Source organism: Bacillus sp. TH50, from assembly GCF_016650565.1.
GTDB classification, from domain to species: Bacteria; Bacillota; Bacilli; order Bacillales; family Bacillaceae_G; genus Bacillus_A; species Bacillus_A mycoides.
This window is the reverse complement of the sequence record NZ_JAEKFM010000003.1, coordinates 2,270,560-2,286,168: the sequence shown is the minus strand read 5'-3', so window position 1 is coordinate 2,286,168 and position 15,609 is coordinate 2,270,560. Positions and strand designations below refer to the sequence as shown.

Below are 15,609 nucleotides of genomic sequence, written 5' to 3'. Positions count from 1 at the left end.
TTTAAGTAGAAAGAGTTAGTTACCTGGAGATAATAATTATAATAGCGACGATTAAAGTAAATACGCCAGAAAAGAAGGAGAGTGTACTATGTACTTTCTTTCCTTTCTGTTTTTCTTCTGCGCTCATGATGAAAGTCATAATAGATAAGGCAATAAGCATATAGGGCATCGTAACAAGCGGGTTTGTAGATATTCTATATAGAGCGAGAGAGATGACAATAAGAGCGGATATGATGCGAAATGTTTTTAGCATACTACCACCTATCTTCTTGTAGTTTTAAATTAGCCTTCAATGTAATAACAGTTCGTAGTTGGTATTTAAAGTTTCATTCTACATGTAACGAAGGTAGTTCGATATTACAATGAAGAGCATAAGAATAGAAACGAAAAAATGCGAGATACCCATTGATTTTCTTCCGGATTTCAGTTCATTAATTCCTAGAAGAATAAAGAAACAACTGAGAGCAAATTGCATGTATGGGAGAAGTGTGAAATTATCGGTAGCAAGAGAATAAGTGCAAAGAGAGATTGTGAGAAGCATGAAAAAATAGCGTATTCCAGTTAGCATCGAATTCCTCCTTTAAAGAGACTATTTATCGAAATATTTCTGAGAAGCCAAGAAATAAAGCAACAGCTCCTGCTAACAGAGCAAGTATGCTACCACCTTTTTGCTGTTTCAAGATTTCCTCTATACTAATAATGAAAGCCATCCCCCCTAAAAAGATGAACATATAAAGCATGATTTCCCTATTACCAGTAAAAAAGCTATAGATTGCTATAGATAAAGCAATAAGTGATAAAGTAATCCGTAATCCTTTCAGCATAAAAGACCCTCCTCTATTTTATGTAGGTAATGATAAAAACAAGCCAAATGAAAGCACCAGCAACAATGCAAATAAATCCGGTTCCTGAATCCTTCTTTTTTATTTGCTCAATTGCGATGAGAAACATTAAAGCTCCTAATAGAAATTGTGAAAGTGGTAGAAAGTTATTTTGACCTGTATAGAGCCCAATTGCCGACATAATTATCACAGTGAGTGCGAATGCGATGCGAAGTATACGAAGCATACTATGATTCCTCCTTATTATTTTTCGAGTAAGGGTTATCTTCGGGCTTATCAACAGAATGTTTATATGCGTAGCCTTTATTAATCGTCATAACGGAGAGTACTAATATGATCAGTACGATTATAATGCCGATAATTAATATTTTGAACATGAAATCCCTCCTTTTCTTTATTTTACATAATTTTGTAATTGATGAAAACAATAGAAATTAAAAGGATGAAAGAAGGGTGTTACATGGAGAATAAAAAAACATATTATATATCAGTTGGAAATGGTCAAATTTCGCAAGTGAAGACGGCGGATACGTATAATTTTGAAATTTATGCAAATGACGAAGAGATTACGGAGTTAAGAGAGTATTTTGATCAAGCGTATGAAGAGGACTTAGGTTCGTATGTACGCTCCCACGTTCCATTCGTTGAGTATCATCACGATTCGAATAATGATCGATATGATGAACAACTACAAAAAGCATATAAAATGATTTATGATCTAGGGAATCATGAAACGAAAGAATTAGTCGCACAAATGGGAATAATCAATGGATTGTAATTGGATAATATTATGCAGAAAAGCGAGAATATGCTACAATTTGTGGTAGGAAAAACTTGTAATCATCAATAGGGGAGTAATGGCATGTACAAATTTAAAGATTATTACCACAACACTGTACAATTATCGTTTGAACGTTACCCATTTTCTCCTGAGCCAAAGCATGTTTGGGTTGTATGCCGGTACGGGGATCAATGGTTATTAACGCATCATTTACGCCGTGGTCTTGAATTTCCAGGTGGTAAAGTAGAACTCGGGGAAACACCGGAAGAAGCGGCAGTTCGAGAAGTTCATGAGGAAACCGGCGGCATAGTTTCTGATTTAACTTACTTAGGGCAATACAAAGTATCCGGAAAAGACAAAATAATCATTAAAAACATTTATTTTGCAACAATTAGTGCGGTAGAGCAACATACGCATTACGAAGAAACGAAAGGGTCTGTTTTATTAAAAGACATTCCTGATAATATTAAAACTGATAGAAAATTTAGCTTTATTATGCGCGATGATGTATTAGCGCGTACGATGAAACATATAGAAGAAATCGGCTGTTTTACGAAGTAAAATGGCCGGTTTCTTTTTTATGTGTAAGAATGAATGTAAATATGTCTTTATATCGTTTTAGATATATTATACAATTTCATAAAGGTATATTTACATTTTAGGAGGTGAAAAGGTGGATAACAGAAAAGAAACAACTGTCTCTGTTTCAATGGTTAAATTAAATGTTTATTCATTTTTTATAATATTCGCTCTGGCGATTGGAATTGGTTATTTACATGCGCTTTTTTCAGGCGAGTTTCAAATTGAAATTACATTGCCGATTATGTTTCTTTTGATTATTGGAATGATTATCCTCGTTTGTATTCATGAGGCAATACATTTAATTGGATTTCGTTATATCGGAGGTGTTCCGTGGAGTGAACTAAAATGGGGCGTCAATTGGAAATTAGGTGCTGCATATGCTCATTCTAAACAGGTGATTACAGTAAAGCAAATGAAGACAGTGTTAATGCTTCCGTTTTTACCAACTGGAATTTTACCAATTGTATTGGGATTAGCTATGAATTTGGAGCCACTCTCATTTTTAGGGATTCTACTAACAGCAGGTTGTATCGGTGACATTGCTTTATATAAAAAAGTTTCAAAGTTTCCAGATGATGCGCTAGTTAAAGATCATCCGAGTAAACCGCAGTTTACAGTATATGAATAATAAAGGAAGAGGAGGCGTTTTTGAACAACGGCCTCCTCTTTTTGTTGGTAAATCGATATATTTCAAAAATCGCTGATATAATTTATTTACTATTGTATTGTTTTTACCTCCACCTCTAAAAACGAAAGCACCTCTAATAAATCATCCACGACACGTGAATGTTCAAAGTCACCCCAAAATGAATCTCTCTTCCAAACGCCAAGAATCCCTACTTGTTCAGAACCAAGCACATCATTTTCTGGATGGTCCCCAACGTAAAGGCATTCTTCTGCTTTTACGTTTAGCTTTTGTAAAGCCCGTTCGAAAATCTCAGGGTGAGGCTTTTTAATTCCTTCTGCTTCTGAAACAAGAATCGTGCTTGTATACGTATGTATGTTTAGTGCTCGAAGGTTGCTCATCTGAAATGTAGTAAAGCCGTTTGTAATAATACCAATTTTAATGTTTCGCTGTTTTAATTGTTGAAGTAGTTCATGCATGTTTTGGAAAGGAATACAATGATGTTGGAAGTTTGTAATGTAGTCGTGCAGCAGTTGCTCTTGCGTTAAAGTGGTAATGTTGTATTCGCAAAGGAGAGTGGAATATACCTTATCTTTCCACGTGTAACCATTATTGTCGAGTTCGAGAAAACGAGAGCAATACTCGAATTTTTCTATGTTTATCAAATGAAAGGCGAAGCGATTATATTGATCACGAATAAATTGCTCTAAAGATTGACGACGATCTAATAGTGTTCCATCTAAGTCAAATAAGACTGCTCGAATCATGGGAAACCTCCATACAGTTTTTATAATTAATTATCGCATATTCGTTAAAAAATGATTATGATATTTTTGTAGAATGGAATAATGGAGGGGCGTATGAAGAAACTGTATGGCAAGTTAATGTGTTTTATGATTTCAATGGGCTTAGTAGCTGGATGTGATATGTCGGAGCAAACTTCGAAAAGAGAGAAAAAAGATGTGTGCGAAACGACAGAAGAATGCACACAAATAGGTGATAAAACACTTCAAAAAGTATATAAAAAGATAGATGGACTTTCAGAACTTGAAGTACTAGAGGATTATGATTTAGAAGGACATTCAAGTAACGATATGAAAGAAGCAGAAATGAAAAAAAGGATGATGAAAATTATTTCTTTTTAGCTTCTTATTATATTGATGGTGATGAAATTGTAGATCCTTATTTCGATAAACTAGATCGCAAACGATTGAATAAGGCTTTTGCGGAGGATAAGGACGCGAAAGAAGAAGTATTAAAGCAACGTCAAGATAGGGATTATCATGAATCGTTATGGGAGATGTATAGCACGCTTATTCCTGCTAAGTATCGCACTGACATAAAAGAGTTTGATATGGTAACAGATGGATACGATGGAATTGTCGCTCATGTTATGCCGAGTATGGAGTATCCGAAAGAGTGGACCATTAGCTTAGATACGCTTGATTCTGCAGTAAATATCGATCAAGTGATGAAAACATTAATACATGAGACGGCTCACGTATTGACACTGGGACATAAACAAATACCAGTAAATGAAAAGTACTTAAAGGCTTTTGAAGAAGATAAAGATATTTCATCATACAAAAATAAATGTAAATCTCTTTTCTTACAAGAAGGATGTGCGAAGGAGAGCTCTTATATAAATCAATTTTATAATTCTTTCTGGAAACCAATTGACCAGGAGTGGACAGAAAAGAAAGTGGAAGAAAGCGAAGAAGCTCAAATTGAATTTTTTAAGGAAAAGCATGGTGAGTTTGTTTCACTGTATGGGACGACAAATGTAGCAGAGGATATTGCGGATACATTTACAGCGTTTATTTTACAAGATTCAAAAAAGGTGAAAGAAGGAATAGAATTAAAATATAAAAAAATTGCCTTCTTCTATCAATTCTCCGAGCTTGTAAAAATGAGAGCGGAAGTGTTAGCTGGGTTATATGATGTGTCGAAAACGATGGAACAACCAAGTGGACACTAATGCGAATTATGTGTTCGATATATTTTAGCCAAGGGAAAACGCGAAGAATTGTAGTTCTTTGCGTTTCTTCATGTTGATAAAATTGAAAATTCTGTCTTTATTAAAAAAAGAAGAAGGAACTGAATCATTAAAATAGAATTAGTATAAAAACGTCACAAATTAGACACAATTATAATGCGCATAGTATAGGGGCTATAAGTTTACTCTCGAGGAGGTAATGAAACGTATGAAAACGATTCTTGCTGTTGCTGGTCTCATTTGGGTAATGTCTCACGGTTTTCCGATTTTTGAAGGGGAGCAAATTCGTAGTGCATTAAATAAAGAGTTTAATGATTATCATATTATTGATCGAAAAGATAATGTCGTTACGGTGCGTGTGAAAGATTGTTTCCATACAGTTACGGTTGCTAATGGGAATATTGCAGATGATTCTAAAATTTGTGATAAAAGGTAGAAGAAAGAAGCTGACTCTAGCATAGCGCTCTAAGTCAGCTTTTTTTTCGTTTTCCAATAAGGAGTTTTTCAAATGCCTCGACAAATACATACATAAGAGTTGCGAGGACGCAAGTGAGCAATACACTGAGCAAGACGAGTGTGAAGTTAAAGACTTGGAATCCGTAGCTAATTAAATAGCCAAGTCCTTGTTTAGAAACGAGGAGTTCCCCGAAAATAACACCGACCCATGATAAGCCAACATTCACTTTTAACGTTGAAATAATTGCAGGGAAAGATGAAGGGAGAATAACGTGCTTATAGCATTGCCATTTATTTGCGCCGAATGTGTCCATGACCTTAATATAGTTGGAATCGACTTCTTGAAATGCGCTGTAAATAACGAGAATGGTAATGATGATAGAGATGATTACCCCCATTGCGATAGAGGATGAAATATTTGGACCGAAAATAACAATGATGATTGGACCGAGTGCAACTTTTGGCATTGCATTTAGGACGACGAGATAAGGATCAAGTACGCGGGCCAAAAGTGGCATCCACCAAAGGAGAGTAGCAATAATAGCTCCAAGTACAGTTCCGAGAATAAAACCTACTCCTGTTTCAAGTAATGTCGTCCATATGTGGACCCAAAGTGAACCGTCAATCCATTTCGTTAAAAAGAGATCCCAAATACTTGAAGGAGAACTAAAGAGTAAAGGATCAATCCATTCTTTTTTACTAGCTATTTCCCATAGTGCAAAGAAAAGAACAAGAAGTACAAGTTGTAAAGAGCGAGCTAACCATGCATGTTGTCTTTCTTTTTTTCGAAACTGTTCATGTAGTTGTTTTATATTATCCAAGTCGTTCCAGCTCCTTCCATATTTCTTGGAAGAGGGATGGGAAGTCATGGTGGTGGCGTGCTTCTAACGGCGATAAGGAACGGATACTTTCTGGGACGATGAATGTTTTTGCGATTTTTCCAGGGTTCGCCTGCAGTAAATAAATACGATCACTCATCGCAATTGCTTCTTCAATATCATGTGTCACAAGTAGGGATGTTTTCTTATAGTTACGTAGTAATGTGAAGACGAGATCTTCTAGTTTTAATTTTGTTTGATAATCAAGAGCGGAAAATGGTTCATCTAACAATAAAATTTTTGGGTCGGTCGCTAATGTTCGAACGAGTGCAGCACGTTGGCGCATACCACCGGATAGTTCACGAGGGTATTGCTGTTCTATATCATATAGGCCGACTTGTTTTAAAAGCTTTAATGTATGTTCTTTCGTATTTTCATCATAAACCTTCCGAATATGAAGTCCGAGCATAATATTTTCTTCAATTGTTTTCCACGGAAACAAGTAATCTTGCTGGAGCATATAGCCCATAGAGGGGGTCTTACTTGTAATCGGTTCACCATCTAAAAATACGATACCTTCAATTGGATCAAGTAGACCTGCGATGATGGAGAGGAGCGTTGTTTTTCCGCAACCACTTGGACCAAGGATTGAAATAAATTCGCCTTCTTCTACTTGCAAACTCATATCTTCAAGAATAAGTTTGGCATTTTCTTTTGCAAAAAAGCAGTGAGAAACGTTACGTATTTGTAAAAAGCTCATACACTTCGCCTCTATTTCTTAATAACGCTTTCGGCAATTTTTGTATTGACGAGCGCTTCATGTGGAACTTCTTTTTGTAATTCACCAGATTCTTTCATAATCGTTTGGAGTTGTTTCCATTCTGCCGCATCTAATAATGGATTTGTCGCATATGAATGTTGTTTTTTGTAGCGTTCAATTACTTTTACTGAAATGTCTTTTGAAGTGTCTTTAAATAGTGGTGAAACGGCATCGGCAATCTCTTCTGGACTATGTGTATCAACCCATTGCTGCGCTTTATATAGTGCGCGCGTGAATTTTTCTGCAGCAGCTTTATCTTTCTGTAAGAAACTTTCTTTTGCCATAAACGTTGTATAAGGAACAGTACCAGATTCAGCTCCGAAAGACGCGACGATATAACCTTTTCCTTCTTTTTCAAGTATACTTGCAGTCGGTTCAAAGAGCTGTACAAATTCTCCCGTACCAGATGCAAAGGCATTTGCAATATTAGCAAACTCGATATTTTGAATTAAGTTCGTATCTTTGCGAGGGTCAATGCCATTTTTCTTTAAAACGTATTCACCAACCATTTGCGGCATGCCGCCTTTACGCTGTCCTAAAAATGTAACGCCTTTTACGTCGTTCCAATTAAAAGAGTCTAATTTTTTACGGGAAACTAAAAATGTACCATCTGTTTGTGTAAGCTGCGCAAAATTAATGACAGGATCTTTTGCTCCTTGTTGATGAACATAAATAGACGTTTCTGAACCAACGAGAGCAATATCAATTCCGCCAGATAAAAGGGTGGTCATCGTTTTATCTCCGCCAGCTGTTGTTTGTAAGTCAATATTTAAGCCTTCATCTTTAAAAAATCCTTTTTCAATTCCAACATATAATGGTGCGTAGAAAAGAGAGTGTGTAACTTCGCCAACGCGAATTTTTTGAGCTTGTTCTTTCGTACTTTCCTTTGTACTACTACAAGCAGCGAATGTGAAAACAGCTAGTAACATGATGCAAAAAACGGTTATTAAATTTTTCACTATATGACACCTCCTAGAAGTCAATCTACAAGCATAATATGTAGGTAAGTGCCCATATGTGAGTATATATAGCAGGAATTTTTTGGGTAGTAAAGAAGTACAAATATAAGGGGTGATAAAATGGATTACGAATACGATGATAGCGTACATTTACATCTTGATTATTTCGGAACTGAATGTGATATGGAATCGATTGCTTATAAGAGGAAGCATGAAGACGTGTGGGATGTGTATTTTAATTTTGGAGTATACGGTATTCAAAAAGATGATGTAGGGGCAGGGATGTTTATGGACGAATATGCCGGTTATTACGTTTTTTCTGTACATGCTCGTGATTTGAGCTGGGAATTTGGAAGTGCTCAATTTGAGGAATGGGTTTTGAAGAACCATATAGTAGAAAGAACGCTTCAAAAATAGGGAGGAATTTTGTGTTTGAATTTCTCATCTTATTGCTTATTTGCGTAATTGGAATTTACATTATGCAAGTGCTTACTTACCGATTCGCAAAGAAAAATGTTCATAAATATAAGGAAATGAAATGGATTTATATGTGGCTAGACATGACTATGAAAAAGGGTCCGAGATTAGATTTGTTTGATTTTGTACTTATAGTAATCGTAAGTATCATATGGAAAATATGGATGCTTCCTCTTGTATAGTAAACATGCTAATCATCGTATCCTAATAAATAACGAGAAGAACCTGTCACACGACAGGTTCTTCTCTATTTGGAGCATGTAGTGTTACATGGAAAATCCAATATATACGACAAATTACGACAAAGGGATTCATACATATTTGTTATTCTATTAAAGGTCATTATTTGCAATGTATATATAGGAGGATTTTTTAATGTTAAAAAAATTATTATTATTTTTACTTACGGGCTTATGTGTAGTTGTTTTAACAGCTTGTAAAGATGAAGAGGAAAAGCTGAAGGTAGCGGAAGAACAGAAAATAGATGAGAAGAAAGTTGAAGAAGATAAGAAGGTAGAAGAGGAAAGCAAACAAGAAGAGCAGCAAAAGGAAGAGGAAGAAAAACGTAAGCAAGAAGAGCAGCAAAGAGTAGAGGAAGAAAAACGTAAGCAAGAAGAGCAACAAAGAGTAGAGGAAGAAAAACGTAAGCAGGAAGAGCAACAAAGAGTAGAGGAAGAAAAACGTAAGCAAGAAGAGCAGCAAAGAAGAGTAGAGGAAGAGAAACGTAAGCAAGAAGAGCAACAGAAGATTCAGCAACAACAGTCTGCACGACAAGAGAGAACACAAAAACAAGAAAAAACAACAGAAGCAACAGGTGGTAAACCGACAAGATCACAAATTTCGGTTGGTTCACATGTAGTTATTCAATTAGATAAAGATTATAGTAAAACAGTGAGCGGTGTTGTGAAAGATATTTTAACAAACACGGCAACACATACGTACGGAATTAAGGTTCGATTACAAGATGGACAAATTGGCCGTGTTCAAAGTGTTGGATAAATAAAAAAAGAGGTCGTCCATTTTGCAGTGACCCCTGTCAAGTAGACAGTATTAAAAAAGCGCAACTAAGCAACCTGAGTTCTATATTTATATGGACTCAGGTTATTTAATTTCTTTTGAAATCTTTGATGATTATAAAAGTACATATATTTACGCACGGCAAGTTTGACCTCATTCGCTTTATGGAAGGAGTGTAAATGAAAACACTCTGCCTTAAAGTGACTGAAGAAGTTTTCCATACAAGCATTATCCCAACAGTTGCCTCTTCGAGACATACTTGCCTTCATCTGATATTTTTTAAGTAATTGATTATATTGACGAGATGTATACTGGGACCCTTGATCACTATGTAAGAGGATTCCCTTCACATTTCGTTTTTTCTTTGCCTTTTTAAGTGTATCTAACACAAGTTTTAAGTCGTTTCTACGACTGGTTTCATAGGCAACAATTTCATTATTGTATAAATCCTTAATAGCGGATAAGTACAAGCGCTGTCCATTGAAAATCAAATAGGTAATATCGGTTACCCATTTCTCATTCGGTTTTGAAGCTTGAAACTCCCTATTTAGATGGTTCTCTGAAATCACATAAGCTTCTTTTTTTCCGTAATAAGGTCGTTTTTTCCTAATTACGGCTTTGATACCTAGTTCACTCATCAATCTTTGGATGCGTTTATGATTCAAATGAAGGTTATATGTGGCTTTCAGCCAAACTTGTATTCTTCTATATCCATAAATTCCTCTTAATTTTTTATGACACTTCAATATCTTTTTCTTAATTTCGATATCCTCTGATTGTTTTTTTGAAGGCGTCGTATGCCGTTTTATCCATTTGTAGTACCCACTTCTGGTTACACCAGCAATATCGCATAGAATGGTCACTGTATAACCTGTTTTTGTCATTTCATGGATGACTTCGAATTTTTTTATTTTGGATACGACTTTCATTCCTCCTTTTACATCCCTAAGAGCTTTTTTAACATTTCATTTTCCGCTTCTAATCGTCTGATCTTAGCTTCAGGATCTTCGGGTCTAACCCTTGGTCTACCTAAACCTGGTCCTTTCGCTTTACCGCGTTTTTCTTCTAGTCCTTTGATTCCTTCAGCTTCAAAGTGTTTCACCCAACGACTTACAACCGAGTGATGAATACCTAATTCTTTCGCAATGGTTTTATAGCTCATGCCTTCTATTAAGTATAAATCTATAGCTTGTTTCTTAAATTCTACATCGTAAGTGACTCTAATTTTTCCCATGAAAAAATCCCCTCCATAGTAAACAGGTTAATGTGCTTTCTTTTTCCTGTCTACTATAAGGGGATCATATCATTTTTGGACGACCTCTTTTTTATTATGCTTGGCTAGTGCGGAAAAATGGAAGCTTCTGCACAGCGTAAACTAACCCGTATGCAAGAATTAAGCACATAAGAGGGTTAATGAAAAATCCGTAGCGATTAATTGCTAAGAATAAGTTTGAGAAGATGATGTAAATAACAGAACTTGCTACTAGCATCATAACGCGCTTATGCTTAAATGAATTTAGCATGAAGCAGAAACTGCTCAAGAATGTACCGATGATAAAGACTCTATGACACATTTGTATAAAGTTATGAATACGGTATTGGTCTACAGCAGGAGCTGTTTTGAATAACTCAATTGTTTTACCGACAGTGAACCAAGAGAACCAATATGTGAAGTCCGTTTTAAATCCATTTTTGATTAAATCTTTTGCGTATGCATTTTTATCATCTAAGCCCTGGGCTTTCATTTGGTTAACTACATTTTCATAGCCAATTTTGTTAAATGGATCTGCACCGGCAATTAATGGGTCCGCACCTTGGGTTGAGAATAAGATAAATTGATTGAACGCTAAATAGTTACGAACAACCCAGGCACCGATAATAAAGAACGGGCCAATGAACCATAATAATCCAATTCGAATGGAGTCTTTAAATCCATATGTGAACAAGACGACAAGAACAGGAATGAGCATCATTGGAGCTGGATTTGGGCGGAACATAAGTAAAATGGAAACGACAATTCCAAACCATATATGGAATTTTGCTTTATTGTATTTCCATGCGAGAACAAATACATACACGCTTAACGATAATAAGAATATTGAAGGAACTTCTGTTAGTAATGTACGGAAGTATGTATAGTTACTTGGATAAATAGCATATAAAATACTCGCAACAATTCCATAAATATTCTTTTCAAATAACTCTTTCCCTATTAAGAATACTAATAACACTGTGCAAAGGTTTAGTATCATATTAATAACAGTTGCTACGTAATAGTAAGGAAGTGATGTAACATCAGAAATAATCATAGCACCAGCTAATAATAGCGGCTGACCTGGTGTGATATATGCATTTTTTCCAGGCACTTCACTAGGTTCTAAATAAACATAGCCAAATACACCATGTTTTAATAATTGTTCAGCTGTTAACGAATAGTTAAAGGCATCATTTGCACCATATGTTACTTTGACTAACTCTCCATCTAATCCTGGCTGTTTTACTAGACAAAAAACGTGCAGTAGGAAAGAAAGCGCCAAAATTGCATATACCGCTTTAGGTAGATTTTTAAACTTATTTAGCAAAAATGAGCATCTCCTTTTTTATTGTTTCTTTCGTATTTTCATGATAAAACCCTATTAGTATTAAGGTTTTCCAAAACATAGTTATTATATCATAAAGTGGAATGAAGGAATTTAGTTTTTTAAGAATGAATAGTTAGCATTCCAAAAATTAACTATTGATTAAGGGAGAATTAAGAAACTACAGTTATAGTAGAATCCAGTGTGAAGACGAAATGCATGAAGTATGTTATCTTAATAGAAACTGTTTTTACGGTGCGGGGTGAAATTAATAAACAGAAAAGAGGGAATGAATTGAGGTGTGATTTTTCATTTCATCAGCCAAGAAGAAGTATATTAATTTCAGCGATGTTAAGTGGTCTAGTAACCCTATATGTAATACCCACACTTTTCTTGATTTTAAAATATTTTAGTTTAGATACGATGAAAGATATGTTAAATCAAATAATTGTCTTAAGTATAATGACAATTTTGATGTGGATTGTACTATTGTATGTTGCGCATTTGAATAAAGATATTGTTAATAAATTCAAACGGATTATTAGGATTTATATTAGAATGTTTTTAGTAGCGCATGTGGTTACTTTGCTTTTTATTTTCACGCAAAATAATATGAATCTCGTAAATACACTGAATTGGATTTACAATTATAACGCACAGTTTATATTTAGTTTAATTGTAATTTATGCGATATATGTTTTGGTGTATAACGTGCTTGGGAAAGTTTTTTTGAGTACTATTTTGACAAGCATTTTGCTAATCATTTTGGCTATTGTAAATCACTTCAAAATTGTTTTTAGGGGAGACCCATTATATCCTTCTGATTTTACACAGATTGGACATATGCAATCTGTTATACCAATGGTGATGGATTATTTTAGTTGGGGTTATATTCTTCTCGTTATTGTAAGTGTTGTTGTCTGTATTTTGGCGGGGATGTATGTGAGGAAGTATATTCAAAATGTAAAAGTTCATGCAGGCGTACGAGTTCTATTTATAATAGGATCCGTTTTTATTTTATATGTGTATGGTAATTTTACGAATACGTTTATGAATAAATGGTTTCAAAAGTCAGGTATAGAGTTCGTTTTGTGGAATCAAAATGAAAATTATGCTTCAAATGGTTTTGTGCTAGGATTTATAAGTAATTTAGATACGACAGTCATTGAAAAGCCGAAAGATTATTCAAAAGAAAATATGCTTCAAATAGCAAACGATATAAAGAAACAATATAGTAGCAATATAGGGGCGCAGAAGCAAAAAGAGAAACCGAATATTATTTTTGTAATGAGTGAATCGTTTTGGGATCCAACGAAGTTAACGAACCTGTCCTTTAGTGAAGATCCTTTACCTAATTTGCATCATTATATAGAAAGTTTTCCTGGTGGACAAACTATTTCTCCTGCATTTGGAGGAAATACTGCAAACGTTGAATTTGAGGCATTAACGAGTTATTCAATGAGTTTGTTAAAACCAGGCTCAATACCATATCAGCAAGTCGTTACAAATAAGAAAGAAATTCCATCAATTCCTCGAGCATTGAAAAAAGAAGGGTATTATACAAGTGTAATTCATTCGTTCGGTCGCTCATTCTTTAAACGGGATGATGTATATAAAGTGTTAGGATTTGATAAGTTTAATGCACAAGATACGATGGAAAATGTAGAAGTTGATGGAGATTATATTAGCGATCTATCTATGAGTAAAGAGATAATAGCTGAATTAGAGAAGCAAAAGAAACCTACGTTTGTTCATGCAGTTACGATGCAAAATCATTTTCCATTTACAGAAGGAAGATTTGGTGAAAATCAAATAGAGATTAGTGGATTAGAAAATGAAGAGTCGAAGGCTGAATTAGAGACTTATACAGAAGGGCTAAGACGTTCAGATGAAGCTCTTCAGTATTTAATAGAGGAGCTAGATAATTTAGATAGACCTACATTATTAGTATTTTTTGGGGACCATCTCCCATCACTAGGAACAAATAAATCTCTTTATAAAGAGACTGGTTATATAACAAATGAAAAAACGCCAAGTGAACGATTAGCGATGGCGCAAACGCCGTTATTAATGTATGCAAATTTTGATATGCCAAATGACAATTTAGGTTTAGTAAGTCCAATCTATTTTTCAAATCTTGTCTTTGATTATGCTGGATTAAATAAGGTACCGTTCTATCAATTTTTATCGAAGTTATATGAAGAAATTCCCGTACTTCGTGATGAATTGAAGATAGGAAAAGACGGAGAAGTAATAAAAAATTTAACAGAAAAACAAAAAGAAATGTTAAAGCAATATGAGTTTATTCAATATGACTTACTCATCGGAAAGCAATATAGTAAGGATATATTATTTAAATAGGCGACAAAAAAGAACTTGTATACGATACAAGTTCTTTTTTCATAGTATTTAACGGGATAACCAGACAAGCTAGGTTTAGGGAGTATTACTTGTACATTTAGTATAAATTAAAATAGAGTCGTTTTAATAATTGATTTGTGAGAAGTATGTGAATTTTTCACCTAGTATATAATTGGACAATTTGTTTAATTTTAATAGAATCAGTTCCAGATTTGTTATTAATTTTTAGTTTGCAATTATTTGTTGTATGGATTTATAAACAGACAGGATTTCGAGTTGTTAGTATTTATGCGTTTAACGATGAGCGTGTTTATTTTTTATCTATTCTTTGTATGACAATTGTTCCAACTCTTCATTTTTTCCGCATTATCGTTTTATTTTTAATGGAAGAGAAGAATAAGTCATATGTGGAATTTGCTCGTGCAAAAGGTAGTTAAGAAAAAAGAATTTGCCGTAAGGGAAAATTCTTTTTTTACTGTAAAGGAACTATGAATTTAAAAATTTTATTAGTCCCTTATTTAATTCATCCGCTTGATCGATTGGAGAGCCGTGGCCACTATTTGTAAGAGGATATAGTTCAGAGTTTTTAATTCGCTCTTTTGTTAGCTCAGCACTTTTATAAGGGATGAGTTGGTCGTGAACACCGTGGAATATTTTTGTTGGGACGTTAATTTTACTCAAGTCCTTCGTTACGTCTTCGTTTGCAGCAGCTTGCAAAATTTTGATGAGAGCATAAGAAGCGGACTGCATACCGAGATAAGAAAACCATTCTAACGTGGCAGCTCCTAAGTTTCTATTAAAAAATGATAAAGATACATCATTAAGAAATTTAGGCAAATTTGCATACATTTGAGCAATCAGAGCATCTGCTTGTTCTTTCGGTACGCCGTAAGGGGATTCTTGGTTTTTCACGAAAGAAGGAGAGACAGCATCCACTAATGCAAGTTTGGAAATACGACGACCATTATATCGTGACATATACCGAATAGAGAGAGCGCCACCGACTGAGAAGCCGACTAACGTAGCATTTTCTATTTGAAGTGCTTCTAATACAATTGCGATATCATCAGCTAAACGATCATAAGTGTAACCAGTCCATGGTTTATCAGATTGCCCGTTTCCGCGAATGTCCATAGCGACGCAGCGAAAACCGTGCTGTGGTAAAACATTGAATTGATATTGAAACATTTGGTGATTTAAAGGCCAGCCGTGTACAAAGAAAACAGTTGTACTGTCAGGACCTGGGTTCATATCTTGCACAAAAATGTGTACATCTTTTTCCACTGTAACGAACAT

The 15,609-nt window shown here is 34.8% G+C and carries 21 protein-coding genes and 1 pseudogene; 10 read left to right on the top strand and 12 right to left on the bottom strand.

The features are described 5' to 3' along the window. Positions 1 to 19: 19 nt before the first annotated feature. The 4 genes from JFU23_RS11885 to ytzI form a co-directional block, all read right to left on the bottom strand. Complete coding sequence (locus JFU23_RS11885) at positions 20 to 253, bottom strand: hypothetical protein (protein WP_201031957.1); 234 nt, start codon at positions 251 to 253, stop codon at positions 20 to 22. 340 nt (positions 254 to 593) lie between these two features. After that, positions 594 to 824 carry a DUF3953 domain-containing protein gene (locus tag JFU23_RS11880; RefSeq protein ID WP_201031956.1) on the bottom strand — a complete coding sequence of 77 codons (231 nt, stop codon included), beginning with the start codon at positions 822 to 824 and terminating at the stop codon, positions 594 to 596. A 13-nt stretch (positions 825 to 837) separates the two neighbouring features. Continuing rightward, a complete protein-coding gene (locus JFU23_RS11875) occupies positions 838 to 1,068 on the bottom strand; it encodes a DUF3953 domain-containing protein (RefSeq protein ID WP_201031955.1) in 231 nt (76 codons plus the stop codon). A 1-nt stretch (position 1,069) separates the two neighbouring features. Further along, on the bottom strand, positions 1,070 to 1,219 hold the full coding sequence (gene ytzI / locus JFU23_RS11870; RefSeq protein WP_201031954.1) for a YtzI protein: 150 nt from the start codon (positions 1,217 to 1,219) through the stop codon (positions 1,070 to 1,072). 83 nt (positions 1,220 to 1,302) lie between these two features. Here ytzI and JFU23_RS11865 point away from each other — a divergent pair, with 83 nt between their 5' ends. The 3 genes from JFU23_RS11865 (at position 1,303) to JFU23_RS11855 (ending at position 2,833) form a co-directional block, all read left to right on the top strand. Next, the gene (locus tag JFU23_RS11865; RefSeq protein ID WP_002089150.1) at positions 1,303 to 1,620 is read left to right on the top strand and encodes a hypothetical protein; all 318 of its coding nucleotides are present in this window, start codon (positions 1,303 to 1,305) and stop codon (positions 1,618 to 1,620) included. 84 nt (positions 1,621 to 1,704) lie between these two features. Then, entirely contained in the window at positions 1,705 to 2,184 is a 480-nt protein-coding gene (gene mutTA / locus JFU23_RS11860) for an antimutator 8-oxo-(dGTP/GTP)ase (protein WP_002015736.1), read from the top strand. 112 nt (positions 2,185 to 2,296) lie between these two features. After that, positions 2,297 to 2,833 (top strand): DUF3267 domain-containing protein, encoded by a 537-nt coding sequence (locus JFU23_RS11855; RefSeq protein ID WP_078184686.1) that lies wholly within the window; start codon positions 2,297 to 2,299, stop codon positions 2,831 to 2,833. 89 nt (positions 2,834 to 2,922) lie between these two features. Here the strand turns inward: JFU23_RS11855 and JFU23_RS11850 are convergent, their stop codons facing one another. Beyond that, positions 2,923 to 3,597, bottom strand: a complete 675-nt coding sequence (locus JFU23_RS11850) for an HAD family hydrolase (protein ID WP_085312584.1) — start codon at positions 3,595 to 3,597, stop codon at positions 2,923 to 2,925. A 93-nt stretch (positions 3,598 to 3,690) separates the two neighbouring features. Between JFU23_RS11850 and JFU23_RS11845 the strand changes: the two are divergent. Both JFU23_RS11845 and JFU23_RS11840 read left to right on the top strand, forming a co-directional pair. Then, positions 3,691 to 4,808, top strand: a pseudogene (locus JFU23_RS11845) (recombinase family protein). Positions 4,809 to 5,034: 226 nt separating this feature from the next. Next, positions 5,035 to 5,262, top strand: a complete 228-nt coding sequence (locus JFU23_RS11840) for a hypothetical protein (protein ID WP_060750083.1) — start codon at positions 5,035 to 5,037, stop codon at positions 5,260 to 5,262. Positions 5,263 to 5,296: 34 nt separating this feature from the next. Here JFU23_RS11840 and JFU23_RS11835 read toward each other — a convergent pair whose 3' ends face one another. The 3 genes from JFU23_RS11835 to JFU23_RS11825 are packed head-to-tail and all read right to left on the bottom strand — an operon-like array spanning position 5,297 to position 7,879. Beyond that, on the bottom strand, positions 5,297 to 6,103 hold the full coding sequence (locus JFU23_RS11835) for an ABC transporter permease (protein WP_002138764.1): 807 nt from the start codon (positions 6,101 to 6,103) through the stop codon (positions 5,297 to 5,299). After that, a complete protein-coding gene (locus JFU23_RS11830; RefSeq protein ID WP_201031953.1) occupies positions 6,096 to 6,860 on the bottom strand; it encodes an ABC transporter ATP-binding protein in 765 nt (254 codons plus the stop codon). The genes JFU23_RS11835 and JFU23_RS11830 overlap by 8 nt, the downstream gene beginning before the upstream one ends. Positions 6,861 to 6,871: 11 nt before the next feature. Next, a complete protein-coding gene (locus JFU23_RS11825) occupies positions 6,872 to 7,879 on the bottom strand; it encodes an ABC transporter substrate-binding protein (RefSeq protein ID WP_201031952.1) in 1,008 nt (335 codons plus the stop codon). Between the two features lie 120 nt (positions 7,880 to 7,999). Here JFU23_RS11825 and JFU23_RS11820 point away from each other — a divergent pair, with 120 nt between their 5' ends. The 3 genes from JFU23_RS11820 (at position 8,000) to JFU23_RS11810 (ending at position 9,355) form a co-directional block, all read left to right on the top strand. Beyond that, entirely contained in the window at positions 8,000 to 8,296 is a 297-nt protein-coding gene (locus JFU23_RS11820) for a DUF3986 family protein (RefSeq protein ID WP_002112440.1), read from the top strand. A gap of 11 nt (positions 8,297 to 8,307) precedes the next feature. Next, a complete protein-coding gene (locus JFU23_RS30560) occupies positions 8,308 to 8,538 on the top strand; it encodes a hypothetical protein (protein WP_201031951.1) in 231 nt (76 codons plus the stop codon). A 193-nt stretch (positions 8,539 to 8,731) separates the two neighbouring features. Further along, entirely contained in the window at positions 8,732 to 9,355 is a 624-nt protein-coding gene (locus JFU23_RS11810; RefSeq protein WP_201031950.1) for a YwbE family protein, read from the top strand. 65 nt (positions 9,356 to 9,420) lie between these two features. Here the strand turns inward: JFU23_RS11810 and JFU23_RS11805 are convergent, their stop codons facing one another. From JFU23_RS11805 to JFU23_RS11795, 3 genes are all read right to left on the bottom strand, one after another. Continuing rightward, positions 9,421 to 10,302 (bottom strand): IS3 family transposase, encoded by an 882-nt coding sequence (locus JFU23_RS11805; RefSeq protein WP_201031949.1) that lies wholly within the window; start codon positions 10,300 to 10,302, stop codon positions 9,421 to 9,423. 8 nt (positions 10,303 to 10,310) lie between these two features. Further along, positions 10,311 to 10,607, bottom strand: a complete 297-nt coding sequence (locus tag JFU23_RS11800) for a transposase (RefSeq protein ID WP_201031948.1) — start codon at positions 10,605 to 10,607, stop codon at positions 10,311 to 10,313. Positions 10,608 to 10,701: 94 nt separating this feature from the next. Beyond that, positions 10,702 to 11,955 carry a glycosyltransferase family 39 protein gene (locus JFU23_RS11795; protein WP_060750080.1) on the bottom strand — a complete coding sequence of 418 codons (1,254 nt, stop codon included), beginning with the start codon at positions 11,953 to 11,955 and terminating at the stop codon, positions 10,702 to 10,704. Positions 11,956 to 12,246: 291 nt separating this feature from the next. Between JFU23_RS11795 and JFU23_RS11790 the strand changes: the two genes are divergently transcribed. Both JFU23_RS11790 and JFU23_RS11785 read left to right on the top strand, forming a co-directional pair. Then, on the top strand, positions 12,247 to 14,313 hold the full coding sequence (locus JFU23_RS11790) for an LTA synthase family protein (protein WP_201031947.1): 2,067 nt from the start codon (positions 12,247 to 12,249) through the stop codon (positions 14,311 to 14,313). 152 nt (positions 14,314 to 14,465) lie between these two features. Next, on the top strand, positions 14,466 to 14,750 hold the full coding sequence (locus JFU23_RS11785) for an ABC transporter permease subunit (protein ID WP_307838750.1): 285 nt from the start codon (positions 14,466 to 14,468) through the stop codon (positions 14,748 to 14,750). 49 nt (positions 14,751 to 14,799) lie between these two features. On the opposite strand, the gene JFU23_RS11780 is transcribed toward JFU23_RS11785, so the two are convergent. Beyond that, positions 14,800 to 15,609: an alpha/beta fold hydrolase gene (locus JFU23_RS11780; RefSeq protein WP_201031946.1), complete on the bottom strand. Its 810-nt coding sequence runs from the start codon at positions 15,607 to 15,609 to the stop codon at positions 14,800 to 14,802.